The sequence below is a fragment of the Paenibacillus sp. EKM301P genome (genome assembly GCF_011800295.1).
Taxonomy (GTDB): Bacteria; Bacillota; Bacilli; order Paenibacillales; family Paenibacillaceae; genus Paenibacillus; species Paenibacillus polymyxa.
This window is the reverse complement of record NZ_JAALFM010000005.1, coordinates 295,572-319,882: the sequence shown is the minus strand read 5'-3', so window position 1 is coordinate 319,882 and position 24,311 is coordinate 295,572. Positions and strand designations below refer to the sequence as shown.

The 24,311-nt window shown below is 45.3% G+C and carries 25 protein-coding genes and 1 other annotated feature; of the genes, 16 read left to right on the top strand and 9 right to left on the bottom strand.

From position 1 onward, the window contains the following. The first annotated feature begins 7 nt into the window (after nt 1-7). The 8 genes from HFD99_RS15415 to yunB all read left to right on the top strand — a co-directional run bounded on the left by HFD99_RS15415 (nt 8) and on the right by yunB (nt 9,442). Complete coding sequence (locus HFD99_RS15415) at nt 8-697, top strand: DNA alkylation repair protein (protein ID WP_123797627.1); 690 nt, start codon at nt 8-10, stop codon at nt 695-697. Nucleotides 698-766: 69 nt separating this feature from the next. Then, nucleotides 767-2,362: a response regulator transcription factor gene (locus tag HFD99_RS15410; RefSeq protein ID WP_123797626.1), complete on the top strand. Its 1,596-nt coding sequence runs from the start codon at nt 767-769 to the stop codon at nt 2,360-2,362. A gap of 23 nt (nt 2,363-2,385) precedes the next feature. Further along, nucleotides 2,386-4,242: a sensor histidine kinase gene (locus tag HFD99_RS15405; RefSeq protein WP_123797625.1), complete on the top strand. Its 1,857-nt coding sequence runs from the start codon at nt 2,386-2,388 to the stop codon at nt 4,240-4,242. Between the two features lie 98 nt (nt 4,243-4,340). Next, the gene (locus HFD99_RS15400; protein WP_123797624.1) at nt 4,341-5,705 is read left to right on the top strand and encodes an ABC transporter substrate-binding protein; all 1,365 of its coding nucleotides are present in this window, start codon (nt 4,341-4,343) and stop codon (nt 5,703-5,705) included. Nucleotides 5,706-5,737: 32 nt separating this feature from the next. After that, complete coding sequence (locus HFD99_RS15395) at nt 5,738-6,640, top strand: carbohydrate ABC transporter permease (protein ID WP_123797623.1); 903 nt, start codon at nt 5,738-5,740, stop codon at nt 6,638-6,640. Between the two features lie 2 nt (nt 6,641-6,642). Continuing rightward, entirely contained in the window at nt 6,643-7,479 is an 837-nt protein-coding gene (locus HFD99_RS15390) for a carbohydrate ABC transporter permease (protein WP_123797622.1), read from the top strand. 83 nt (nt 7,480-7,562) lie between these two features. Further along, nucleotides 7,563-8,495, top strand: coding sequence for an aldo/keto reductase (locus tag HFD99_RS15385; protein WP_016819975.1), 933 nt, complete (start codon nt 7,563-7,565; stop codon nt 8,493-8,495). 197 nt (nt 8,496-8,692) lie between these two features. Continuing rightward, nucleotides 8,693-9,442 carry a sporulation protein YunB gene (gene yunB, locus HFD99_RS15380; RefSeq protein ID WP_016819976.1) on the top strand — a complete coding sequence of 250 codons (750 nt, stop codon included), beginning with the start codon at nt 8,693-8,695 and terminating at the stop codon, nt 9,440-9,442. Nucleotides 9,443-9,486: 44 nt separating this feature from the next. On the opposite strand, the gene HFD99_RS15375 is transcribed toward yunB, so the two are convergent. Further along, nucleotides 9,487-10,593, bottom strand: a complete 1,107-nt coding sequence (locus HFD99_RS15375) for a M23 family metallopeptidase (RefSeq protein WP_123797621.1) — start codon at nt 10,591-10,593, stop codon at nt 9,487-9,489. Between the two features lie 242 nt (nt 10,594-10,835). Between HFD99_RS15375 and lipA the strand changes: the two genes are divergently transcribed. Next, complete coding sequence (lipA, locus tag HFD99_RS15370) at nt 10,836-11,738, top strand: lipoyl synthase (RefSeq protein ID WP_016819978.1); 903 nt, start codon at nt 10,836-10,838, stop codon at nt 11,736-11,738. 24 nt (nt 11,739-11,762) lie between these two features. Further along, on the top strand, nt 11,763-12,626 hold the full coding sequence (locus HFD99_RS15365) for a YutD family protein (protein ID WP_044787940.1): 864 nt from the start codon (nt 11,763-11,765) through the stop codon (nt 12,624-12,626). 137 nt (nt 12,627-12,763) lie between these two features. On the opposite strand, the gene HFD99_RS15360 is transcribed toward HFD99_RS15365, so the two are convergent. Next, nucleotides 12,764-13,567, bottom strand: a complete 804-nt coding sequence (locus HFD99_RS15360) for an NAD kinase (protein ID WP_017427262.1) — start codon at nt 13,565-13,567, stop codon at nt 12,764-12,766. Between the two features lie 66 nt (nt 13,568-13,633). Then, nucleotides 13,634-14,932, bottom strand: a complete 1,299-nt coding sequence (gene ylbJ, locus HFD99_RS15355; protein ID WP_123797619.1) for a sporulation integral membrane protein YlbJ — start codon at nt 14,930-14,932, stop codon at nt 13,634-13,636. A 411-nt stretch (nt 14,933-15,343) separates the two neighbouring features. Between ylbJ and HFD99_RS15350 the strand changes: the two genes are divergently transcribed. Further along, the gene (locus HFD99_RS15350; RefSeq protein WP_013372940.1) at nt 15,344-15,721 is read left to right on the top strand and encodes a globin domain-containing protein; all 378 of its coding nucleotides are present in this window, start codon (nt 15,344-15,346) and stop codon (nt 15,719-15,721) included. 42 nt (nt 15,722-15,763) lie between these two features. Then, nucleotides 15,764-16,474 carry a DUF2225 domain-containing protein gene (locus tag HFD99_RS15345; RefSeq protein WP_017427265.1) on the top strand — a complete coding sequence of 237 codons (711 nt, stop codon included), beginning with the start codon at nt 15,764-15,766 and terminating at the stop codon, nt 16,472-16,474. An 87-nt stretch (nt 16,475-16,561) separates the two neighbouring features. Here HFD99_RS15345 and HFD99_RS15340 read toward each other — a convergent pair whose 3' ends face one another. Next, nucleotides 16,562-16,798 carry a hypothetical protein gene (locus HFD99_RS15340; protein ID WP_013372938.1) on the bottom strand — a complete coding sequence of 79 codons (237 nt, stop codon included), beginning with the start codon at nt 16,796-16,798 and terminating at the stop codon, nt 16,562-16,564. After that, a complete protein-coding gene (locus tag HFD99_RS15335; RefSeq protein WP_016819983.1) occupies nt 16,795-16,965 on the bottom strand; it encodes a YycC family protein in 171 nt (56 codons plus the stop codon). The genes HFD99_RS15340 and HFD99_RS15335 overlap by 4 nt, the downstream gene beginning before the upstream one ends. A gap of 98 nt (nt 16,966-17,063) precedes the next feature. Here HFD99_RS15335 and HFD99_RS15330 point away from each other — a divergent pair, with 98 nt between their 5' ends. Next, nucleotides 17,064-18,851 (top strand): M3 family oligoendopeptidase, encoded by a 1,788-nt coding sequence (locus HFD99_RS15330; protein ID WP_025365777.1) that lies wholly within the window; start codon nt 17,064-17,066, stop codon nt 18,849-18,851. A gap of 258 nt (nt 18,852-19,109) precedes the next feature. After that, complete coding sequence (locus HFD99_RS15325) at nt 19,110-19,511, top strand: hypothetical protein (protein WP_017427267.1); 402 nt, start codon at nt 19,110-19,112, stop codon at nt 19,509-19,511. A 123-nt stretch (nt 19,512-19,634) separates the two neighbouring features. Here the strand turns inward: HFD99_RS15325 and HFD99_RS15320 are convergent, their stop codons facing one another. Both HFD99_RS15320 and HFD99_RS15315 read right to left on the bottom strand, forming a co-directional pair. Further along, nucleotides 19,635-19,871: an alpha/beta-type small acid-soluble spore protein gene (locus tag HFD99_RS15320; RefSeq protein ID WP_013372934.1), complete on the bottom strand. Its 237-nt coding sequence runs from the start codon at nt 19,869-19,871 to the stop codon at nt 19,635-19,637. A 90-nt stretch (nt 19,872-19,961) separates the two neighbouring features. After that, nucleotides 19,962-20,927, bottom strand: coding sequence for an aldose 1-epimerase (locus HFD99_RS15315; RefSeq protein ID WP_017427268.1), 966 nt, complete (start codon nt 20,925-20,927; stop codon nt 19,962-19,964). 141 nt (nt 20,928-21,068) lie between these two features. Beyond that, nucleotides 21,069-21,326 (top strand) — a binding site (T-box leader). A gap of 55 nt (nt 21,327-21,381) precedes the next feature. Between HFD99_RS15315 and trpS the strand changes: the two genes are divergently transcribed. Further along, entirely contained in the window at nt 21,382-22,371 is a 990-nt protein-coding gene (gene trpS / locus HFD99_RS15310) for a tryptophan--tRNA ligase (RefSeq protein ID WP_016819987.1), read from the top strand. A 42-nt stretch (nt 22,372-22,413) separates the two neighbouring features. On the opposite strand, the gene HFD99_RS15305 is transcribed toward trpS, so the two are convergent. Continuing rightward, nucleotides 22,414-22,581, bottom strand: a complete 168-nt coding sequence (locus HFD99_RS15305; protein WP_016324694.1) for a hypothetical protein — start codon at nt 22,579-22,581, stop codon at nt 22,414-22,416. Between the two features lie 120 nt (nt 22,582-22,701). Between HFD99_RS15305 and HFD99_RS15300 the strand changes: the two genes are divergently transcribed. Then, nucleotides 22,702-22,923: an alpha/beta-type small acid-soluble spore protein gene (locus tag HFD99_RS15300; RefSeq protein WP_013311857.1), complete on the top strand. Its 222-nt coding sequence runs from the start codon at nt 22,702-22,704 to the stop codon at nt 22,921-22,923. 250 nt (nt 22,924-23,173) lie between these two features. Here the strand turns inward: HFD99_RS15300 and HFD99_RS15295 are convergent, their stop codons facing one another. Then, on the bottom strand, nt 23,174-24,157 hold the full coding sequence (locus HFD99_RS15295) for a metal-dependent hydrolase (protein ID WP_016819988.1): 984 nt from the start codon (nt 24,155-24,157) through the stop codon (nt 23,174-23,176). Nucleotides 24,158-24,311 lie beyond the last annotated feature (154 nt).

Here is a 24,311-nt window from a genome sequence, read left to right as displayed (position 1 = left end):
GGGAAATATGGAGAAGACCATCAGAGAACAGATATTGTCACATGTGGATACGGATTTTCAGAAATTTACGGCTACATTGCTTCCGACGATTAATAATGTGCTGGGTGTGCGTCTGCCAGTGCTGCGTAAGCTGGCTCAAGATATTGCCAAGGGAGATTGGCGCCTCTATCTGGAGACCGCTGAAAGCGAACACTTTGAAGAGGTGATGCTGCAAGGTATGGTGATTGGTTCTGTAAGAACAGATATAGAGGAAGTTTTGAGGTATACCGCCAAGTTTGTTCCTAAAATTGATAATTGGTCCGTATGTGACAGTTTCTGTGCCGGATTGAAAATTACGAAGCAACATAAAGAAAGAGTATGGGATTTTATTCAGCCCTATCTGTTCTCTAAGAAAGAATATGAAATTCGGTTTGGAGTGGTTATGCTTCTGAATTTTTATATTGAGGAACAGTATATTAACCGTGTGCTTACTTTGCTAGACCAGACCTATCGTGAGGACTATTATGTACAAATGGCGGTAGCATGGGCGATATCTATCTGCTATATCAAGCTGCCTGAGGCAACCATGGCGTATTTAAATCATAATACATTAGATGATTTTACCTTCAACAAAGCTCTGCAAAAAATCACAGAATCATACCGGGTGGATCAGGCCACAAAAACGACCATTCGTAGTATGAAGCGAAAAAGAAAATAGGATGGGTCCCCGCCTGTAAGTGTTATACTGAAAAAACATACGTGTATAAGACCGACAGGAGGGGAGTCTGTGAATTCGATCCCGCTGGGAGTACTTGTTGTAGATGATGAAACTAGGCAGCGTCGTGGGTTGGCTGCCATGATCCGGGATTTACGTCCAGAATACGAAGTATGGGAAGCCAAGAATGGGAAAGATGCTTTGACCATTTCATTATCCCAGCCGATCCAGATCGTTTTTACAGATATTCAAATGCCGATTATGAATGGGATTGAATATCTACAACAATTGAGAACATCGGGTCAGCATGAGACCAAAGTTATTTTAGTGACAGTCTACCAGGAATTTAGCTATGCACAGCAGGCGGTACGGTACGGAGCGAATGATTATTTGGTGAAACCGGTGCAATCACAGCAACTTATTGAAGTGATTCAACAAATGGAGAAGATCATTGTAGAGGAGCAGGGAGCACTCGGTGAAAATCGAACAGCGTTGAATCAGATCGAGCAAAGCATGCCTGCATTTGTGGAGCATTTGTTTAGCAGATGCGTGACAGACAAGTTACAGCCTAACGAGAAAAGCTTATTAAAGAGTTACTTTGGATGGCAGGGGATAGGAGAAGTTCTTGCGTTGGGGACATCTGCATCCCGCCCGGAGGATATATATGCGTGGGATTCTAAGCTACGAAACGCGGTTGTTGAAATATTGCGACCGTGGGCATCTTCTGTCGTGTTCCCACTTGAAACCCCTAAAGAGCATATGGTCGCCGTGGTGAATTGGAGGGATAGGACTGAAGGCGAGAAGGCCAAAAGCGCACTTCAAGCTGGACTGAAAAAGGTGGAGCAGCAGCAAGCTATCTCCATTTGGTTTGCTTGGGGTCAGCCATTTGACTTCGATAAGATGCAAATAAGCCCGTCTCACGAAAAGGCTGTCCGCCTTATCTCCATGCGGTTTTATACACCTCACACCAGATGTTTGAACCTTGTCGTTTCAGATGATGAACAGCCGGTACAGGAAATGAGCACCCACGAACAAATGGCCTTTCTGAAGTTCATTGAAAGCGCTATCTACAATGGAGAGATCGATCAGCTATTGGGCCGAGTGCAACATTTCATTGGACGAATATCCCAAGGGTATCCTGCCCCTGAAGCACTTAAAGCTAAATTGATACAGCTTCTGCTAGTTAGTTTACCACGGTTAAGTATAGGGTGGAGTGAGGAAGTCTACTCACGTTACTCGGAACAGTTGAACCGAGCTGTCGAAGAGGCCACATGTCTTCAAAATCTTGAGGATCGTATTGCAGCATGGTTAAAAGAGCTGATTCTTGAGCTTGATGGCAGCTCCAAAGGTGAACCCATCATGAAAAAATGCAAGGAATTTCTGGATACACATCTTCATGAAGACCTAAGTCTGGAGATTGTGGCTCGGCGCTTTCACTATAATGCATCCTATTTTAGCATTTTGTTCAAAAACTATTTTGGGCTCTCGTTCACAGAATATATGGTCAAGCTCAGAATGCAAAAGGCTCAGCACTTACTGCTGCATACAGACGCCAAGGTCGCAGAAATTAGTAGACAGGTTGGTTATAAAGATATCAAGTATTTTTTTAAAGTGTTCAAAAAAAACGTAAAGCACACACCTGAAGAATTTCGCAGGAAATTCAATTGATCGTTAGGTGAAAGGAAGGTACAATGCGCCAAGTCAAATATATATATCAAAAATTTTTGGACAGTAGCTTTCGTACGAAGTTAATGCTGTCCTATTTTTTGTTGTCTGGTTTTATCGTTTTGATCCTTGGCTTTGTCTACTTCGAAACCAGTGCGCGGAATATTACTGCAAACGTAACAGATAGCGTTACAAGTGTACTGCGTAGTAATAACCAGCTACTGGATAACAAGCTGACAGCTATTCAAAAAACTGTGGATATGATTCCAATTGATCATGATCTTTTACAGACTATCACAGACGTGGATACTACGGATTCTTCATCGCTTTTACGAGCTGATCGCAGCATTACGAAAATTTTGTACAGATACTTTGGCAATATAGAGGAAGTATACGCTTCTCAGATTATGACGCAAAAGTATGCATACGGAAGTACAGAGCGGATGTATATTCCCGTTCTGCCGTTCTATTCTTCTCCCTTGGCGACAACGGCGGTACAAGCAGAGGGGGCTACCAGGTGGATTCCTGCCTATTCGTATGCCGACACCTTTCATCAGCAGGATTTAAAACAAGGTTCCTATGATTTTAGCTCTTTATTTGCTGTGGTTAAGCAGCTTCATTTGACTGCATTAGATGATGCTGGAACCTTCCATACGCTTCCTGAAGGAAAGGAAAAGCCTATACTTATATTGAATTTCCGACCTGATTTGTTAAAGGATGGTTTTGAAGATTATGCAGCCCGCAGCGGATTTGCACATCTATCCTACGGTATGATTCACGATAACAACGGGATAGTCATGAGCTCAGATCGACAGCAACAAGCGGGGGAGCCCGTGGCGGATTGGCTGAAGAATGCCATTACTTCGGAACAAGGGACAAAAATGGTAAACGTGAAGGGTCGAAGTATAGTACTGGTTTACGAAGCGATGAAGACGACGGGCTGGGTATCATATATAGCCATTCCCATGGAAGATGTACTGGGGCATTTGTCAACGATTCGTACCTACACCTTGTTCTTTTTAGGCTTTATGATGCTCATTGCTGTCATCCTTGCTTATTTGCTGTCGGTATACATCAGTAAGCCCATCACGGATATGAAACAGGCGATGAAGGTAATGGAAAAGGGACATTTTGATATTCGAATTCCTGAACGCGGCTATGATGAATTGGGTGATTTGGTGATCCGATTTAATCAAATGAATGAGAAAATTAAAGATTTGATCGAAGAAAATTACAAATCACGTCTGCGAGCCAAAGAATCGGAGTTAATGGCACTTAATTTACAGCTTAATCCCCATTTTTTGTATAACACCTTAACGACAATGTATTGGATCGCATTAGAACATAAACAACAGGAACTGGGCCGATTGATCATTAGTCTGGCGGAAATGCTGCAAATTACGACTCGAAACAAAAACGAGACCTGGAGCCTGGAAACCGATCTGAATTGGCTGGAAAAATACATTTATATTATGCAAAATCGCTTTGAGAACAAGTTCACAGTGGAGTATGATATTGATCCCATTTTACTTCAGATGGAGGTTCCCAAACTCTTCTTGCAGCCTTTTGTGGAGAATTCAATTATTCACGGCTTCGCCGAAATGGAATCAGGTGGTCGGATTAAGATCACAGCCTGGGTCGAAAAGCAATTGGTGTGTTTTAAAGTCGAGGATAATGGATTAGGAATTCAAGAAGATCATATACGCCGCATTCAAGCTGGAGAAATCCGGTCAACGGGCATTAAAAATGTAGATAGAAGAGTACGGCTGTTATATGGGATGGAATATGGGGTTGCGCTCCACTCACCAGAAGATAAAGGGACATTTGTCCTGATCCGAATCGGAGAAACACATAGATCTAATCAAATGACACCAATCCAATGAGAGTGCGACTTTCAAAAATGTAAGCGTTTGCTAAAATAAATTTAGTGACGAAGCAACAAACGAAAAGATAAAAAATAAACGGTTTGGGGGCGTTACTCATGTTAAAACGAAAGTTATGGATCATCTGCATGTGCTTGGTCGTTGGACTGATGTCAGCCTGTAGTTCAAATGAGAGCAGCAGTAAGCCAGTAGATTTACAAGGGCACGAGCAAGTGACACTGACCTATGCCAGTTGGGGGAGCACCAATGAGAAGAAGGTTCAACAGGAGATCGCCCAAAAATTCACAGACAAATATCCGTGGATCAAAATCAACTATATGCACATCCCCGGGGATTACGTCACCAAATTAACGACGATGTTTGCCGCCAATCAGGCACCAGATGTATTTCCTATTTATAAAGCACAGGCTCTGCAATGGGCTGAACAAGGCAAACTATATAATTTAAATGAATTTTTGAAGGAGGATAAGGAGCTAACGAAGGAGAGTCTCATTCCTAATTCAGTCATCTATTGGGATAAGGATAAAGTGGCAGGGGTCAAGGTGACGGAGGAAGCCTTTGCGCTCTATTACAACAAGGATTTGTTTGATGAGGCTGGTGTTGCCTTGCCGCCAATCAAAGCTGAAGAGGCTTGGACATGGGAACAGTTCTTAGAGACAGCGCAAAAGCTCACCATTGATAAAGCGGGAAATAATGCGCTTAGCCCCAATTTCGATGCAAGTAACATCAAACAGTATGGAGTTCGGTTTGACACATGGATGTGGCATCTGCTAGTACCTTCCAACAACGCAAGCGTTATTTCAGATAAAGGGGACTCGCTTAATCTTGAAAACCCTGATGTGATTGAAGCCGTGCAAAAGATGGCGGATCTGATCAACAAGTATCATGTGGCACCGTCGCCCACGCAGTCCAAAAATATCCCTTCCCCGGCCGTAGCATTGCAAAGCAAACGTGTAGCGATGGATCTGGATGGGCAGTGGGTCCAATTGGATCTCGGAGAATCGAAGGTGAATTTTGGTGTAGGAGTGTTACCCAAACTGAAAAGCAGCAAAACAATCCTGTTTGGCGAACCGGAAGTAATTTCTGCCAAAGCCAAACATCCGAAAGAAGCATGGATGTTTTATAAATTCTTGCTGGATGCTGAAAGCGGGCTTGACATGCATTCCAGCGGATTGTGGATGCCTGTCATGAAAAAGTGGTACACCGAACCAGACTTGATTAGCAAATGGGCAGATGTCAAGCCAGGCCATGCGGATGGATATCGTGATGCAGTCATGAACCAAACGCTGCATAACGGTGTCAATTCTTATGACTATTATTTGAAGAATTCGGAAAAAATCAATGCAATTATTAACCCGGCGCTGGATCAGGTATGGCTGGGCAAGAAAACGGTGGAGCAAGCATTTAAGGAGGTTTCCGTCAAGGCCAACGCTGAATTTAAGGGGACATATCCGAAAGAATAAGGTGAGGGTTTTGACAGAAAGAGAGGGATAGAATGCAATCATTATCTTCTATTCGTAAGAAGGAAAATGGGTTGGGGTGGCTTTTTGCCGCCCCTGCTATTCTCGGCTTTGTCATTTTTGTTCTGGGACCGATGATCGCTAGTCTCTGGTTCAGTCTTACCGATTATAAGGTTGCTTCACAGGCCCATTTTATCGGTCTGGATAATTACGTCCACTTATTTGACGGTACGGACCAATTTTTTTATAAATCCCTTGGGGTTACGTTTTATTATGTGTTTCTGAGTGTGCCCCTGCAAATTATAGTAGCCTTCTTTTTAGCGATATTACTTAATCAAAAGGTAAAAGGTCTGGCTTTTTTCAGAACCGTTTTTTACCTGCCTACGATTGTGCCACTCATCGCATCGTCTATGATCTGGATGTGGCTGTTTGATCCCGATCTTGGTTTACTGAATGTGGTGCTGCGTGCGCTGCATTTGCCGGAAAGTCAATGGATTTATAGTGAAGGGTCGGTAGTTCCTACACTGGTTTTAATGAGTTTATGGACCGTTGGGGGAACCATGATTATTTTTCTGGCTGGCTTGCAAGATATACCTAGGCATTATTATGAAGCCATTGAAATTGATGGCGGGAGTGCTCTTCATAAGCTTGTTTATATTACAATTCCATTGACATCGCCTACGATTTTTTTTAATACGATTATGGGCTTCATCGGTGGATTTCAGGTGTTTGTCCAGCCTTACGTCATGACTCAGGGTGGACCCAACAACTCCAGTTTGTTCTATACATTTTATTTATTCCGCGAGGCATTTACTTTTTCGAATATGGGTTATGCCTGTGCGATTGCTTGGGTGCTCTTTATTGTAGTTTTAACATTCACTGCCTTTCTGTTTAAGACAGCCCGCAAATGGGTGTACTACGAAGGCGGGGGGGCATGACGATGAAAAAACATGGTTTGCGTTGGAGTAGAGTTTTTCTCTACACAGTGCTTATTGTGGGGTCACTTTTTTGCATGTTTCCTTTTTACTGGCTGGTGAGAAGCTCCATGATGGATTTAAGTCAGATTTTTTTGATCCCACCGAAATGGATTCCGGAGCCATTTGTACTTGAGAATTTTTTACAGCCGTTTGAAGAGTTATCGTTTGGGCGCTATTTTGTGAACACATTTATTGTCGTTGCAGGTACTTTAGCGGGTGTACTCCTGTCGAGTACCATTTCTGCCTACAGCTTTGCGCGAATGAGATGGAAAGGAAGAGATAAGGTATTTGCTGTGTTATTAAGCAGTATGATGCTGCCGTTTGCAGTTACGCTGATTCCGTCTTTTATTGGTTGGCAGGCATTAGGTATGGTTAATTCCTATGTTCCATTGGTATTACCTTCGTTTTTTGGTGGAGGCGTTTTTAATATCTTTTTGCTCAGACAATTTTATATGACTCTTCCGCGAGAACTGGATGAAGCTGTATTTGTGGATGGAGGCAACCATTTTACTATCTTTACTCGAATTATTTTACCTTTGTCCCGGTCAGCGATTTTGGTCATCGGATTGTTTACATTTTTGAACACATGGAATGATTTTATGGGACCGCTCGTTTATCTTAATGATGAAAGCAAATTTACGTTGGCGATTGGGCTACAGCAGTTTCAGGGAATATATTCAGCGCAATGGGGTGTTCTGATGGCCGCTTCTTTAATTGTCGTGTTGCCAGCTATCATTCTTTTTGCCATAGGACAGAAGTATTTTATGGAAGGTATTGCCTTAACGGGGATCAAGGGATAAGAGCAGCAGCCAGGTACGCACTTTGCTTTTTTTGGAATGTAATAATAAAATGGAAGTAACTTTCGAAAAGGAGATGACGTGAATTGGCAGAGCAAGTGCGTATTGGCAAAACAGATTTATATGTAAAACCAATCGGTTTGGGTGCGAATAAGGTAGGAGGACATAATCTTTTTTCCGGTTTGAACAATGAAACGGGCAAAGAAGTCGTTCGCACAGCTTTGGATAACGGCATCAATTTTCTGGATACAGCTTTTATTTATGGGCCTGAGCACTCAGAGCGGTTGATCGGTGAGGTACTTAAAGAGCGCGGCAAACGTGAGGAAGCTGTTATAGCGACCAAGGGAGCACATAAATTTGTAAACGGAGAGGTTGTTTTTGACAACTCGCCTGCTTTTTTACGTGAATCCGTCGAATCCAGTCTGAAAAGATTACAAACGGATTATATTGATCTGTTCTATATCCATTTCCCAGATGAAGCTACGCCGAAGGCAGAAGCAGTCGGAGAACTGAAGAAGCTTAAGGACGAAGGCAAAATTAAAGCTATAGGTGTATCTAACTTTACCATTGAACAACTTAAGGATGCGAATAGTGACGGCTATGTAGATGTGCTTCAATCCCATTATAATTTGCTGCAACGGGAAGCTGAGAAGGATCTGCTGCCTTATACTAAGGAAAATGGCATTTCGTTTGTGCCGTATTTCCCGCTAGCTTCTGGACTACTAGGTGGTAAGTATACGAAAGACATGACTTTTACGGACATCAGAGCGAAAGATCCATTGTTTCAGGGAGAGGCATTTGCTCGTAATTTGGACAAAGTGGAGCAGGTACGCGAGATCGCTAATGCGTTGAATGCAGAGGTTGCTCATGTGGTGCTTGCATGGTATTTGACTCGTGATTCGATTGATGCCCTCATTCCAGGCGCGAAGGGACCGGAGCAGGTTCTGGCGAATCTGAAAACGCTGAATGTCCAATTGAGTCAAGCGGATATCGAGAAGATTGACCACATTTTCAAATAATGAGTTGAGCTTGGACTGAATCGTATTTGAAATCATATATGTTTACCACCAGGAGGAGCTGCCGGACGGGCAGCTTCTTTTTCGTTTATTTGCGGCATATCCTTCTAAAGTAAGCTCATCGCTGCGGGGGGATCAGAATGAATAGAAAACCGCAATGGCACAGCAGACCGAACAGAAGGCGACGTGGTAGACGCAGGATGTGGCTCATTGTGGCATTGGCGCTGCTGGTAGGAATCGTACAGGTGGCCGCCTATGTGGAACAGCATTTGAAGCCACCTATGATGCATCTGGCTAAAGTGCGGGTCAAACAAATGGCGACAGAGGCTATTAATTCAGCAATTACTGCGCAGGTAGAGCAGGGGAAGACTGCTGATAATTTGATCGAATGGAGAACGGATACGCAAGGGAGAACCTCTGGATTTGTTCTAAATTATGCGGAGCATATGAGAATTACGTCAGACACGCTCAAAGCAGTCAAGGCAACGATGGACAGTATGAGTCATTTTGATGAAAGTGTTCCGATTGGTCAGGCATTGGGGAGTCCGCTACTGGCAGCTTATGGACCCAAGGTTCCCCTAAAAGTGGAGCCGCATGGAGCAATCAAGGTGGATTTAAATACACGTCAGCAGGATGCGGGCATAAACATGATCTTGGTGGAAGTGTACATTCGAATTACGACGGAAGTGTCTGTGGTTATACCGTTTGAAATGCAACCTCAGATTGTGGAGACGGAAATTCCGGTTTCTTATTTGCTGGTAGTGGGCAACGTCCCGATGTACTACTATGATAATCAGGGGAAACCAGTCGGCAAAAATGGTGCAACCGCTCCGCAGTTGGCACTGCCTTCCCATTCCATAGAGAGTGGCGGCGCTGTAAGTTCCAGCATAGAAAGTGTTCCAGAGATACAGAAAGACCCCAATTCCCTCAATCAGTCCCCAACGCCATAAACAAGAGGGGATGAGTGTGAGTTACTCAAAAAAACTAAAGGGACCTATGAGGAGGTCCCTTTGGTTTTTCCTGATTTGAGCGCTTTACGTTCACTCTGCTCCCACTGTCTTAATAGCGGATATGGATCAAAGGACCAGTCTGTCCAGCCATTGTCCCGGTATATACCATAGTGTAGATGTGGTGGGAACTTGCCTTGGGTACCCGGTTTCCCATAGCCCGAGCTTCCGACCCAGCCCACCGTCTGACCAGGCGTGACGATGTCTCCGTTATGAACGGTTTTATCAAAGCCGGAAAGGTGTGCATAGTAGTGATAGCGGTTGTTGAGATCACGAATACCGATTCGCCAGCCTCCGAAGGGATTCCAGCCCTTCATTTCAACTACACCGTAGCAGGTGCTGCGAACCGGAACTCCGTAGCCAGCAAACAGGTCAGTCCCCTCGTGTATACGGTAGCCCCCCCAGCTGCGTCGGCTTCCCCAAGTGCTGCGGTAGCTATAAATGCTGCCTAGAGGCAGCGGAAAAGCTTGACTGACCAGATCAAGTTTGCCATACGTCTGATACAGCTTGGCAAACTGCTGAACTCTTTGAACCGAGCGGCTGTTATGGTAATATTCCCACACGGCAATACCAAATTCATCCTCGTTATTTCCATACTTTCCGAGATAAGAAGCGATGCTGAACAGCAAATCTTTGTCATTATTGCGGTCAGCGATTCCATCGCCTGAGCCGTCTTGTCCCAGCCCGGAAAATAGTTCAATGGAACGTGGATTTTGATCCTCGGCATCAGGGTTCAACAGACCGGACCATACCGGTCCTGTCACAAAAATACCTATGATCCGTTCCGCATGCTTGCGATCCTTGGGATGGGCCACCGTGAGTGTGCGTTCGTACTGGTCGATGGCAGCCAGTCTGTACCAAGGGACTCCTGTCAGGGCTTCGATGGAGTGATATAAAGCAAGTCTGGACGTATACGATGAAGACGAAGCATGTGAAGCATCCATATTTGTTGTCAGGTTATTTCCGGCTGACGAGGACTTTGTGTGCTCGGCAAGGGCATGAGCAGGAAGCGGACAAGCCGTTGTCAGTGTAGTAGCGCACAACAGCAGCGATAACAGACGAACAGCGCGGACTGCCCGCGTAGGGTAAGACACGTGAACCGACCTCCTATAAAAGGGCTTAACCGCCCGGTAAATTCTGGCCCGTATTCGCGTAAATAGGGCGCTTTTGATTAGATTGAGCCATATCCGCCGCTTTTATCCATCTCAAGAGTTTACTTTTTCCGGCATCAATGTCATATCAAAAAGGGAACAATGAATGGAGGTTTTTCCATGGCTTTCATGCTATAATGTATGGCAATGACAGCTTAAGCTTATCAGAAAGAAGGTCTATGCCATTGTCTAAAAAAGTGAAGGAAGCTAAACCCGATTGGATTCGTATTAAACTTACGACAGGCGATAACTATCAGGAAATCAAGAGCATGATGCGTTCCAAGACATTACATACCGTATGTGAGGAGGCACGATGCCCTAATATATATGAATGCTGGGCCAACAGGACAGCTACATTTATGATTTTGGGTGATATTTGTACGCGTGCGTGTCGTTTTTGCGCAGTAAATACGGGAATGCCTACGGAACTGGACTTGCAGGAGCCTGAACGCGTCGCAGAAGCGGCTGAGAACATGAATTTAAAACACTGTGTCGTAACCAGTGTGGCCCGCGATGATTTGAAAGACGGGGGCGCTACAATATTTGCAGAAACGGTTCGTGCGATTCGCCGCCGATTACCTTTTTGCAGTGTAGAAGTATTGATTCCCGACTTTATGGGCGACATTGAGTCGCTGCGAATCGTCATGGATGCCAAGCCAGATATTTTGAATCATAATATTGAAACGGTGGAACGCATGTCCGACAAGGTTCGGGCTAAAGCGAAATATCATCGCTCTCTGGAATTGCTTCAACGTGCAAAACAATTAAATCCGGATATCCCAACGAAATCAAGCATCATGTTAGGTGTCGGAGAAGAGTGGGACGAGATCTTACAAACCATGGATGATCTGCGCAAAGTCGATTGTGACATTATGACAATTGGTCAATACTTGCAGCCATCCGAGAAACATTTATACGTGCAAAAATATTATCCACCGGAAGATTTTGCGAAGTTAAAGGAAGAGGGATTACAGCGAGGATTCAGCCACGTCGAATCCGGTCCGATGGTCCGCAGCTCCTACCAAGCGCATGAGCAGGTGAAGTCGGCCGCTCAGCATAAGGAAGAAAGCGCCCTTTCGCAGGTTTGATCCGGGAAAGGCGGTCAGAATAGCTTGTTTCAAATCGGTGGTAAAAACTATGAAGTGTTGCAGGATCACAAGAACGGGTGGAATCCCGAAGCCTTTCGTGATCGATATAGTGAAGTGTTGGATCGCTATGATTATATTATTGGCGATTGGGGTTACAATCAGCTTCGTCTGAAGGGGTTTTATCGAGAAGGGCACCCCAAAGCCAATAAAGATACATCCATTGTGGTATTGGACGATTATATTAATGAATACTGCAATTTTGGCTGTGCCTATTTTGTGCTGCAAAAAAGCCGTGAAGTTGAAAATAAGAACGGTACCAGTGATGACTTCGTTCCTCCCGACATCCAGCAGTTGGTAGATGCTCAAAGGGAACAAGCGGAAATGTCAGAAACTGAAGAGCGCCAAGAAGGTTCGCAACCTTCAGCTGGACAAACGGAATGGCCGCAACCACAGCAGGATTCCGCAGCTACAGAGGAGTCGAGAGTGGAACAGCCTTCAGAAGCCCGCCAACCACGAGAGTTGCAACGTAGGGAACCGAAGGATGCGCAGGAAGTACGTGAACGACAGCCGCGTGAAGCTCGCGAAAGTCGCCCATCCAGAGAAGGACGTGAAGGAAATCGGCAGCGTGAAGCACGTGATTCGCGCCAGCCAAGGGAACCGCGTGAAGCAAAGGATGGGCGAAGTTCGGGGGAAGGGCAGCAAGCCCGGGAACCACGTAGGCAGCGCAATCCACAGGGAAATTTCGATAAAAAGGAATCGCGTGGGCCACGCTATGATCGGCAGCCAAAGGAAAATCGGGAGGGACGGCAAGTTCGTGTCTCGCGTGAACCTGAGGGCCAGCGTCAAAAAAATAAAACATTCACATCTCCACAACAAAACGGTTCCTGAATTTTCAGGAGCCGTTTTGTTTGTAAGTCCTCCACAACTGCCAATGTTATGATCAACTTTTTGCACATTTTAAGATGGGGCTAATGCTTCTCCTGATCAATTAAAAAAAGAGCCAGGATTTGGCTCTTTTACAGGTTCTAATTGAGGAAAGCGTTGCGTACCCGATCCCAAAATGGGAAAGGACGGTAACGAGCGAAGCTGATCTTCTGACTTGCAACCTGACATCGAACAGAGATCAAGTCATCCACAGGAAAGTTCAGGTGATCTACAGTCAGTAAAAGACGCTGATCTTTCCGTGAAAAAATATCACAATGATGATGTTTTGGCAGTAGCAGGGGGGATCCCAATGTCCGGTACACACGGTTATTAATGGAAGCGATCTCAGTCAACTGTAATGCTTCAATGGTAGGGTGAACCATAGCTCCGCCAAGTGCTTTATTATAGGCGGTTGTTCCTGAAGGTGTAGAAACACATATACCATCACCACGGAACATCTCAAAGGTGATATCGTTAATATCTACTTGGGCAACGACCGTGCCATCTACCCCTTTTAATGTAAACTCATTTAAGGCAATAAAAGAAGCATTGCCTGACTTCTTGTGAATTTCCAACTCAATCAGTGGATACTTAACGATTCTCGGGTTAAGCGGTCCCTTAGATCCGCTTTGGCTCATCAGGTGGATTAGCTCCTCCAGCTCGTCCGCACGCCAATCCGCGTAAAAGCCCAGATGACCGGTATGTACACCAACAAAGGCAATATCCGGAATGCGGTCAATGAAGGTATGAAACGCATGAAGCATCGTACCATCGCCTCCAATAGACACGACGATTTCCGGCGATTCGGCATCCAGCTTGAAATTCTTTTCTTGGGCAAGACGGTGAAATTGCTGACTCAAGTCCATGGAGTGCTGATCCCCGCGATCCAGAACATAATATCTCAAGATGAAAAGCTCCTTTGTCATGGGTATATATCGATCATAATCAATTATGAGCAAGAACACAATCGTTCATTGCCGGTGTGTTCCTTTCAATCGTATGAATAAGCGACTTGTACCCACGCTTAACCAGGAGAGAGCAAGCATTCCGGCCAGTATGCAGGCAAGAAGCAGCAGACTTTGCAGCAGCATAGCGGACGAGAAGCCAGGGGACCATGCGATATCGTGTACCGGAGAAAAGACCGGAGAGCTTCCCTGCCCCATTAACGGGCGCCATAATACGAGAGCTAGCAATGCAGAGATGATCCCGTGCGCAGCCCGGGCCAGCAAAAATGGCATATAGCGGAGATTCGTCATATTTAAAATACTTGCAACCTGTGCATGGACGGATAGCCCGCCCCAGGAGAGAACAAAAGCTGCTGCGGCTACCTTGAACGGTAATGCCGCTGTTGCAGCTTCACCTGCAGCTTGCGCACCTAAAGTGACTTCAAAAATACCACCTACGATGGACTCTGTTAATGTAGGAGGAAGACCACAGGCAGACAATAGGCTAGCCGTAAGCAGATGAAGCCCGCTCATTAAGCCGGAGTTCGTCAAAGCTTCTAAAATGACGCAGAAGAATACAACTAGCCCTCCTACGACAATAATAAGGCGTAGGGAGGAAGCAATCGCCTGACGAAGCAACTCACCCAATGGACGGCCATCTTCCAAACGTGCTGTATGCATGGCATATAACGCTTGGCGCAGTGGCCCAGGCTGTTTATTGCGACCTGTTGTTAATGTGTTAGCAGACTTCGACCAGGCTTTTTGAGGAGGTTGAGAGCGTTTGCTGCGAATATCGTTTTTTTCTGAACGGGAACCATGGAAGCGCATGAGTAGTCCGATGATGAGAACGCCACCGTAATGAGCCGCTCCCAGGACGAGTGCAATTTCGGGTTGATGGAAGAAGCCAACAGAAACTGCACCAATCAGAAATATCGGATCAGAGGAAGTCGTAAACGCGACCAAACGTTCACCTTCAATGCGAGTGATCCATTTTTGTTCCCACAGCTTAGCGGTTAATTTGGCCCCTATAGGGTAGCCGGATGCACAACTGACCGCCGCGACAAACCCCCCGCACCCAGGTACACGGAATAGAGGCTGCATCAGTGGGTCCAGTAGCGCACCTATGAAATGGACAATTCCAAAGCCGAGAAGAAGCTCGGAAATAACGAAAAATGGGAATAGGGACGGGAACAGCACATCCCACCAGATGGCAAGACCGCGAAGCCCGGCATTCAAAGAAGATTGCGGATACGCGGCCATCAGTATGAATAGGAATAACAGCATAAGGATGAGCAAAGGAAGCGAGAAACGGCGGTACAGCGACATAGAGGCCCCTCCTTTGGAGTTGTACTATTATACCTATGTCGAGGATGGACAAAGAGTACAAAAAAGTAAAGAAAACGATTACATGGAATGCTGTTTTTTTGTAAAGAGTATGTTAAAATAAGAAAACAACGATTCCATAACCTTAAGGATGGAGTGATCAGGATGAGTATCGTTGCCGGTCTGTTTGTATGTGCTTTTGTGTATGTCATTCGTGCCTCTCTCGTCCATCCCGGTGAAGAGGATTGGCGGAGTTATTAGTGGTATTCATGGAATGACGAAGCGATGTGCAGTGAAGCAAGCCTCTTCATATGTTAAATTGATAAAATGACGCTTATTTTTAGCGTCATTTTTTGTTTTTTGTTATAATACGAGTGTATATTTATTACCATAGCACAGAAAGTTGGAGGAAAAGTGAATCCTAGCCTGAGCATTTATGACAACCTTGGGGGTGCGGAAGGTATTCGTGCTATTATTGAGGCCTTCTACCCGAGAGTTTATAAAGATCCGTTGTTAAGTCCCCTGTTTCCTAAAGACATGGAGCCGGTAAAGGAAAAGCAGTTTATGTTCCTGAGCCAGTTTTTTGGAGGGCCGTCCCTCTTTTCTGATGCATATGGCCATCCGATGTTACGTGCCAGACATATGAAGTTCCCCGTGACGGAGGAGCGAGCAGAGGCATGGTTGTCTTGTATGGCAGATGCGTTAACGGATACGGGAATTGAGGAGCCGCTTCGTTCCATCATACTTAGTCGTTTGTCCGGTCCTGCGCATCATTTTGTAAATACCCCGTAAGCTTTCGGGGATTGCCGAATTTTGGAGAGGGTTGTAAAAACATTGGAACTTGAACCGTTATATCAGATCAAAATCGTCTGTCCGCAATGCGAACAAGAATTTCAGACATCCCGTGTCAGACCAAGCCTAAAGAAGGCTATTCGTACCGATTCAGATTTTTGCGCTTATTATAAGAACGAAAATCCCGATTTTTATGTCGTACGGGTCTGTCCTCATTGTGGATTTACTTCGACAGAGCACTCTACCGTTCAGTTAAGCGATCAGCAAACCAAGCTATTTAAGGATAAAATCGGTAATCGCTGGCAGCCTCGCGAATATGGCGGGCATCGTAGCTGGGAAGAGGCGTTAGAAACGTACAAGTTGGGTTTACTCTGTGCACAGGTCATCGGAGAAAAGGAACGCGTAGTAGCCAGTCTATTGCAGCATATTGCATGGATGTACAGATACCAGGGGAATGAGGAGCAGGAGCTTCGCTTTCTCAAATTTAGTTTGGATTCCTATGTTCGAGTCTATGAGCTGGAGGGCGTTGGTGCGAATAATGCCAAACTGCTTTATCTGATTGGTGAACTGCATCGACGTACGGGTAACTTTAACGAAGCAGTGCGCTGGTTTTCGCGTGTCATTAATGACAAGAAAATTATGGATGCAGCGATGATTAGAGCTTCTCGTGAACAGTGGTCTGTCCTGCGTGAACAAATGCTGGCAAAAAACTTCCAGCTACCTGAGGAAATGCAGAACGCAAGCTCCTCTTGAAGAAATAAAGGTGTGCACTATGACCAATTTAGGCTCATGGTTCACACCTTGTTTGTAAAACGAGTTATCTTGCAACTGCCTCATAAATTAATGATGGCGCAACGTGGTATCTGACAGCAAATAATCGTCGTCACAATCCACCAAAGTAACCTTGTTATGGCAGCATGGAAACACAAGCAGCTTTTTCATGCCTTCATGAATGAGCTTAAGCTCTTTGGGCTTCAGGGGCAGCAAGACGTTATCATGGTTGCAAAACGGACAAGACTGTACATAAACATCTCCCATGACAATGTCATAAGGCCAGGTTTTATCAAAAGGAATCATGATTTGTCCGATTCTCCGCCGTTCGAGCCAGCGGCTTCTTCTTTAGCTAGTTCGGCCAGCTTTTGCATCAAAATGTGCTGGGGTGTATGCATAAGGTGTTCCAGCGGAATGCCGAGTTTTTCGGATAATTTCACAGCCGTTTCCGGCGAAATTTGTAAGGGTCTCATCCTGTTTTCCTCCTAATTGTAGTGATTGTACCATCACGATGTAGCTTTATTGTATATGAAACCACATGAATTCGCCAAAAAAGAAAGGTGGAACTATTATGAAAACACCGTTAAAGCAAACATGGGATCTGGAATCTATTTTTAGCGGAGGCTCTTCCTCTGCCTCATTTCATGCATTTTTGGAAGAACTGGAGAGCAAGGTCCAACAGCTGCAATCCCAGCTTAAAGTAGCCAAAGTGCCACAAACGGTGTTGGATACCGAGCGTCTGGATAGTGTTCTGAATAGCATACAGGAGCTGTTTAATGGAGCATCGCAGGCAGGTTCTTTTGTATCTTGTTTAACTGCTCAAAATCAGCATGACAAGCTGGCTGTTCAACTGGGGGCGCGTGTCAATTCGTTGTATGCCCAAGGAAAAAGTGCTTTAGTCGCTTTCCAGAACTTGCTGGCACAAACCAGTGAAGACATTTGGCAGAAGTGGATGGAGCGCGAAGCGATCAAGCCGATTTCCTTTGTCCTAACTGAATACCGGAACGAAGCGCGCGAAAAAATGGCTCCTGAGCTGGAGAGTCTTGCATTGGATTTGGCAGTGGATGGTTACCATGGCTGGGGTGACTTTTATGATACCATTGTCAAAAATATGACGATCCCTGTGCCTGAAAATGGTGAAATTGTACACCTGTCTGTAGGTCAGGCAGCGAATAAGTTGGATGAAGCAGATCGCGGCGTACGTAAAGACGTATTTGCACGTTGGGAAGAGGCATGGACTCAGGTAGAGGACTATTGTGCCGATACGCTGAATCATCTGGCAGGCTTCCGCCTCAAGCTATATGAAAACCGAGGCTGGACAGACGTGCTCAAGGAACCGCTGGAAATCAGTCGTATGTCAGCCCAAACGTTGGATACGATGTGGCAGGTGATTAATGAAACAAAGCCTATTGTAGTCAAGTACCTGGAGCGGAAAGCCAAGCTGCTAGGCTTAGAAAAACTGTCCTGGCATGACATTGAAGCTCCGCTGGGAACATCGACCACTAAAATCCCTTACGACGATGCAGCCGCAACGATTGTTGAGCAATTTGGTAAATTTAGTTCGAGAATGGCTGACTTTGCCCAGATGGCTTTTGAGAAAAGCTGGATCGAAGCAGAGGATCGTCCAGGCAAACGTCCAGGCGGGTTTTGTACATCTCTGCGTCTAAGCAAAGAAACCCGTATTTTTATGACCTATGCCGGATCACCATCCAACGTTTCGACACTGGCCCATGAGCTAGGACACGGTTATCATCAACATGTGATGAATGAATTGCATCCATTGAATCAAAATTATGCTATGAACGTGGCTGAGACAGCATCGACGCTGGCAGAACTGATTGTATCAGATGCTCTGCTGGAAGCTGCTGAGGGTCAGGAGAAGGTAGCTTTGCTGGAGGATAAAATTCAGCGTGGTGTAGCCTTCTTTATGAACATTCATGCCCGTTTCCTGTTTGAAACCCGTTTTTACGAGCTGCGGAAAAAAGGTGTTGTAGGAGCACAGCAATTAAGCGAGTTGATGGAAGAAGCGCAGCGTGAAGCATTTTGTGGGGTTCTGGATGAGGCTCATCCTCATTTTTGGGCTTCCAAGCTGCACTTCTATATTACGGAAACTCCTTTCTACAACTTCCCATACACATTCGGGTATATGTTCAGTGCAGGGATTTACGCTTTTGCGAAGGAAAATCCGGATGGCTTTGCTGACCAATATGATGCTTTGCTGCGTGATACAGGTCGCATGACAGTAGAAGAACTGGCCTCCAAGCACTTGGGGACCGATTTAACACAGGCTGACTTCTGGCGTAACGCCGCACAAGTTACTGTTCAGGATATTGAGCAATTTTTGCAAATGACAAAATAACAGAGTTACATTTTAGAAGGTCTCCCGTAAGGGGGGCCTTTTTTGTAATTTTTGCAGAGGATGATGAATAAAGTCGCAAAATGTCGAAGTGCAATTGATGCTACCTGTTAGCGAAATTTAAAATGATGGATATACTTAGAAAATAGTTATAAATACCCAATTATGTTGAATTTGATTGTAAGCTTAAAAACCTTCGCATATAATTGAGCCGTAAGACCTATTAAATATTTTCATATAAGGTATATAGGAGGGTTTTTGATGGATGAAGTAGGTCAATTGTCGTTGGCGAGGCAGATGGATATTGTTTTTAAAGAATTGGATAATGAATTGGCGGGTTTATCGTCAGGTATCGTATTTGTACAAATACGGAACAATGTGGTTGGTAAATTTGGGATTCGGCATAATCCAATTGCAGGCAAAGGTGGCACATTTGCAGCAGTAGACCCAGGCTTATCTGTAGAGCATCGGGACCATTTTCGGCGTATGGCCCTGGAAACGCTAAATCACAAGCGTAGCTGGACTCATGGTGAGATTGCTTTCGATTTTGCCATCAGACAAGGAACAATCTTGGTAGATGCAACATTAGAGTCTAACTACAACATGGCGAATCTCATGATCCGCTATAACAAGCCTACATATCGCGCGGCTAAATCTGAATAACTATCGACATTAAAAAGAGCAAAGAAAAGCGGCCTTCCGAAGGAAGACCGCCTTTGTTATATACCCGTTATAACGCATTTTGGTAAATTACGATAACGGAATGCTCATGTGGAATAATGACGCTTATTGACCTGAACGACCTGATAATTGCTGTTCGGCCAGCTGTACTAAGCGTTTAGTGATATAGCCTCCCAGAGACCCAGCTTCACGGGACGGCATATCACCATAGTAACCGTCTGCCGGAATGGTGATGCCCAGTTCTTGCGCAGCTTCATATTTCAATTGTTGCAATGCGTTGTTGGCTTGAGGAACGACCAGAGTATTGCTACGACGTCCTCTGCCTTGATTGGCTTCATACATGTGTAGTCACCTCCTTCGGCTGTGATGAGGTTAGTATGCGACAGAGTTATGAAAATATGCGCCGAAGGAAGAAAAGCGACTATAGGGAAATTAAGGATATATGATATGAATCTGAGTTTTGAGGTCGATGGATTGTTGAGGCTCCAGACGAATCAGCCCACCATCTCCGACTGGGTCAGGAAAATTGGGAGCATCAGATAGCCAGGTATAAGGCTCAATGCAAAGATACTGATCGCATTCCCCTTTGGTATATAGTACCCAATACTTAAAGTATTGCTCATCTGCGGTGTAGCGGATTTGATAGCCATCATCACGAGTCAAAACAGCTTCAGCAGGGCCTTCCGCTGCTCGCAGCACAGTATCCAAATTTGTTCCTTTCAAAGATAAACCTGAGGAGAGCTGTTCCAAATGATCTAAAGAAGTAATGACACCTGTAGGCAGCTGCTCAGCATCCTGTTCATATACTCCATTCACCGGCAGCTTCAGGCGCCAGCGCTGAGGTTCTCCATCCACCATAAACCAAGTGTGGTATCCCAAGCCGAATGGGGCTGTTTTTTCACCTAGATTAGTGACGCGCAGCGTTTGGCTTAATACAGTTCCCTGCAAACGATATGTCATTTCCAGCCGCAAAGGAATGGGGTATTGTTCCATCCAGTGCGGATCACTTTCTGTCAGAAACTCGGTTGTTACGCTGCAACCTTCTTCATCCTCTTCAATATCGCTGCAACGCCAGGATTGATTACGGTGCAGACCGTGTATATGATTGTCGTTGGCTGTATTACGGTCAAACTGATATGGGACGCCGTCAAACTCAAATTGTCCTTTGCGAATTCGGCCAGGAGGAATCAAAATAGGTAAGCCAAAATGATATGGCTTTTGTAAATAAAATGCCAATTCTTCCTCGCCAGGTCGACGTACGATATCCCGGTTCAGCTTCAGATCACGCACGGAGATAATATTATTCCCCAGACGAGGGATCATTGTAACTTCCAATTCACCACTATGTAAAACATACGTGTCGTAACCGTTCCAGTGTTCTTTGGTCACTTGTTTCATATTCATGCTCCTTTGTCCACTATAATCGGTTGAAGCTTCGTGTCATTATGATAACAGATTTTTGGTCATATGGCACAATCGTCATTTGACAATAACAGTAAGCGGAATTATCATTAATGTAGCTTAGAAAGAAATGACATGGATAACACGATGATGAGGACAAGTAAGCTTTTGCATAAGCTCTTCAGAAAGCCGGTGGTGGATGAGAATCGGCGAGCCTGCACTGCTGAATGGACCTTGGAGTGCCGCACAGAACAGGATTTTACTTTCCTCAGTATGACGGCCGATTGCTCCTCGTTAACGGAGCTTCAAGATTGCAGCGGCCACGGAGGATAGCTCCGACAACTCATAGGCTGACAGCAATGAATAAGGGTGGTACCACGGTCTCGCGTCCCTTGAGGATGCGGGGCCTTTTTGCGTTCTAAAATATTGAAATAATCGGAGGAGGAAGAATATGAAAACCGTACTTTCAGGTATTCAGCCTAGTGGACAACTTACTTTGGGTAATTACATCGGCGCAATGAAAAACTTTGTCAAATTGCAAGAGGATCATCAATGTTACTTTATGGTCGTAGACCTTCATGCGATTACTGTACCGCAGGAACCAGCTCAATTACGTGAGCAGTCGGAGGCGGTAGCGGCATTATTTATCGCAGCGGGTATTAACCCAGAGAAATCCAATGTCTTTTTGCAATCCCATGTTCCACAGCACGCTGAGCTGGGATGGTTGATGACAACACTGACGAATATGGGCGAGCTGGAGCGTATGACTCAGTTTAAGGACAAAGCCGCCGGCAAGGATTCCGTAGGAGCAGGGCTGTTCGTATATCCGTCATTGATGGCAGCTGACATTTTGCTCTACAATGCGGACCTTGTCCCAGTAGGCGACGACCAAAAACAGCATCTGGAGCTGACACGTGATTTAGCGGGCCGCTTTAATCACCGTTATGGAGATTATTTTACTGTTCCGGAGCCGTATATCCCTGAAGTAGGGGCGAGAATTATGTCCCTGGATGATGCATCCAAGAAAATGAGTAAGAGTAATCCGAATGCAGGTAGTTTTATTGCACTGCTGGACGATCCAAAAGTCATACGCAAAAAAATCAGCCGCGCTACTACCGATTCGGGCAGTGAGGTTAGATATGATCCAGCCAATAAACCGGAAATTAGTAATCTGATGGGCATTTACAGCCAATGTTCCGGTTTGTCGCTCCAAGAAGTGCAGGATCGCTATGAAGGCCAAATGTACGGGACATTTAAAAAAGAACTGGCAGAGACGGTTGTAGCTATGCTTGAACCGATTCAGCAGCGCTATCGCGATATCCGGGAATCCGGTGAAATTGGACATATTTTAGCCCAATCCGCAGAGCGTGCTCAAGAAGCTGCTGAAGTCACGCTGTCTGCGGTCAAAGAGCGCATGGGCTTTTTGCCACGTCTACGCTAGAGCCAATTGAAGACAGACAGATGGGGTCTTCTACAAATTAACTTAAGAGCGGCGTTGTCGGGCCTTGATTACGAAGCCCCAGCCGATATTACCGACAGATAAAAGTCCCAGTAATATAGCAAGCCATGCAGAATAGCTGATGGATATAGCGGCTGCTGTCAGCAGGACAATGGATGAAACGGCGAACCATAGGGATAGACCTTTGCTCATGGTAAAAACCTCCAGCCTTCGAATGTTGAATTTCAGGAATAAGTAGATGTAAGTGAGCCATAATAATCTTGCAAGCTTGCAATGAACCTCACTCACAAAGAACTGAAAGGAGATTCAAATATGAGCAGACGTCGTTCAAACAACCTGCAAGTACCGCAGGCCAACGCCGCTTTACAACAATTAAAATATGAGGCAGCTCAAGAACTTGGCATCACCATCCCTCAGGACGGTTACTTCGGTAATGTCGTTTCCCGCGAAACAGGTTCTCTTGGGGGATACATCACGAAAAAGCTGGTCCAACAAGCAGAACAATCCTTGTCGGGCAGCAGCCGCTTGCAGTAATACACATAAACACTCCCATCTTGGAAGCTGTATTATGAGCAGCTGTGATGAAGAAAATCCGGAGCAATCATGCTCCGGATTTTTTTGCGCATGTTTATGACCATTGTGAATCACGTTAGTCTGCTTCGTCAAGAGGGCGCTTTCATGAAATACTTTTTTTACGGGAATAGTCAAAAAAACAGCAAGCCCCCGTTTAAGGGAGACTTGCTGTCTGTAATACACTCGGCCTATTGTTAGCTTGGAAATATTTTTAATTCGTATGCAAGGAAAGACGTTTTTGCATCTTTTCGTCACTGAGCCATCCAATATAACTGTTGATCAGTCCGAATTGCTTATCCATCGCGACCACCGCCACAAATGGATATTGCCTCCGGTGTCGATACCTGACGTCTCCCCATCGCACAATATAGCCCCATTCCAGTTCTTCCACCTCGGCAACGGCAAAGGAGGAAAAATAGCGAAATGCTTGCACATCGCGATAGGATTTGGAGGCCTCTACGGCTGGATGTGTGGATGGAGTTGCGTGTTTCGTCCAAAATAAATGCTTGCCATTTAATCCGCCAATGTCATAGCTTCCATTCTGATGAGCTTTTACCACATGCCACCGGTTCCATGATACCGTGGGAATGATATAATAGGTGTCGCCTTCCTGACGCTTGTTGTCCATATCACGTACCGCTTTTCTGGTAATAAAATGACTCCAGGTTCGCCAAATGTAATACAGGCCAATAATGACGTACAGCGTAATAAATAAAGGGGCGGGCGGAACCAATCCGGTGATCCACAGCATGATCGCAGCAACATGGGTGCCGAAAATAAAGGGATCAAAAATATGGATGATATTCCAAGATATCCACTTATTCGTAAACGGCCGAAATGCCTGGGTTCCGTACGTATTGAATAAATCAGTGAACACATGCAGGCAGACGGCAATCGTTACCCATAATGCTACATGACCTGGGGGCACATCCCTGAAGATCAGGCAAATCAGTCCCGTTATGGACAAGATCCATATCAACCAGAAGGGGATAGAATGCGACAGTCCACGGTGATTGCGAATATACGCTGCATTATTTTTCAACCGAAGCAAGGTGTCAAAATCCGGAGCTTGTGACCCTACGACTGTAGCGAGCAGTATGACCGCTGCTAGTTTGGGATCTCCGGCGACGACAGGATCAGTATAGGCCAGCCCGGCCAACCCGACTCCCATGACAAAGTGTGTGGCTGTATCCATATCTGTCGCTCCTTTTGTATTGTTTCCTGTACTTATTACTACCCAAATTTACTGTAAACGATCAGCAGGGGTGATTTGCCATCTGAATTGTGAACGTTTTGTGCGTTTTCTGTCAAACTTTTTGGGGTAGGTATATGATAAAATTTATATCGGA

Coding starts and splice junctions, on each gene's coding strand:
- HFD99_RS15415 (WP_123797627.1), top strand. CDS start 8: ATGGAGAAGACCATCAGAGAACAGATATTGTCACATGTGGATACGGAT.
- HFD99_RS15405 (WP_123797625.1), top strand. CDS start 2,386: ATGCGCCAAGTCAAATATATATATCAAAAATTTTTGGACAGTAGCTTT.
- HFD99_RS15400 (WP_123797624.1), top strand. CDS start 4,341: ATGTTAAAACGAAAGTTATGGATCATCTGCATGTGCTTGGTCGTTGGA.
- HFD99_RS15395 (WP_123797623.1), top strand. CDS start 5,738: ATGCAATCATTATCTTCTATTCGTAAGAAGGAAAATGGGTTGGGGTGG.
- HFD99_RS15390 (WP_123797622.1), top strand. CDS start 6,643: ATGAAAAAACATGGTTTGCGTTGGAGTAGAGTTTTTCTCTACACAGTG.
- yunB (WP_016819976.1), top strand. CDS start 8,693: ATGTGGCTCATTGTGGCATTGGCGCTGCTGGTAGGAATCGTACAGGTG.
- ylbJ (WP_123797619.1), bottom strand. CDS start 14,932: ATGTCGCTGTACCGCCGTTTCTCGCTTCCTTTGCTCATCCTTATGCTG.
- HFD99_RS15340 (WP_013372938.1), bottom strand. CDS start 16,798: ATGATTCCTTTTGATAAAACCTGGCCTTATGACATTGTCATGGGAGAT.
- HFD99_RS15335 (WP_016819983.1), bottom strand. CDS start 16,965: ATGAGACCCTTACAAATTTCGCCGGAAACGGCTGTGAAATTATCCGAA.
- HFD99_RS15330 (WP_025365777.1), top strand. CDS start 17,064: ATGAAAACACCGTTAAAGCAAACATGGGATCTGGAATCTATTTTTAGC.
- HFD99_RS15325 (WP_017427267.1), top strand. CDS start 19,110: ATGGATGAAGTAGGTCAATTGTCGTTGGCGAGGCAGATGGATATTGTT.
- HFD99_RS15320 (WP_013372934.1), bottom strand. CDS start 19,871: ATGTATGAAGCCAATCAAGGCAGAGGACGTCGTAGCAATACTCTGGTC.
- HFD99_RS15315 (WP_017427268.1), bottom strand. CDS start 20,927: ATGAAACAAGTGACCAAAGAACACTGGAACGGTTACGACACGTATGTT.
- trpS (WP_016819987.1), top strand. CDS start 21,382: ATGAAAACCGTACTTTCAGGTATTCAGCCTAGTGGACAACTTACTTTG.
- HFD99_RS15305 (WP_016324694.1), bottom strand. CDS start 22,581: ATGAGCAAAGGTCTATCCCTATGGTTCGCCGTTTCATCCATTGTCCTG.
- HFD99_RS15300 (WP_013311857.1), top strand. CDS start 22,702: ATGAGCAGACGTCGTTCAAACAACCTGCAAGTACCGCAGGCCAACGCC.
- HFD99_RS15295 (WP_016819988.1), bottom strand. CDS start 24,157: ATGGATACAGCCACACACTTTGTCATGGGAGTCGGGTTGGCCGGGCTG.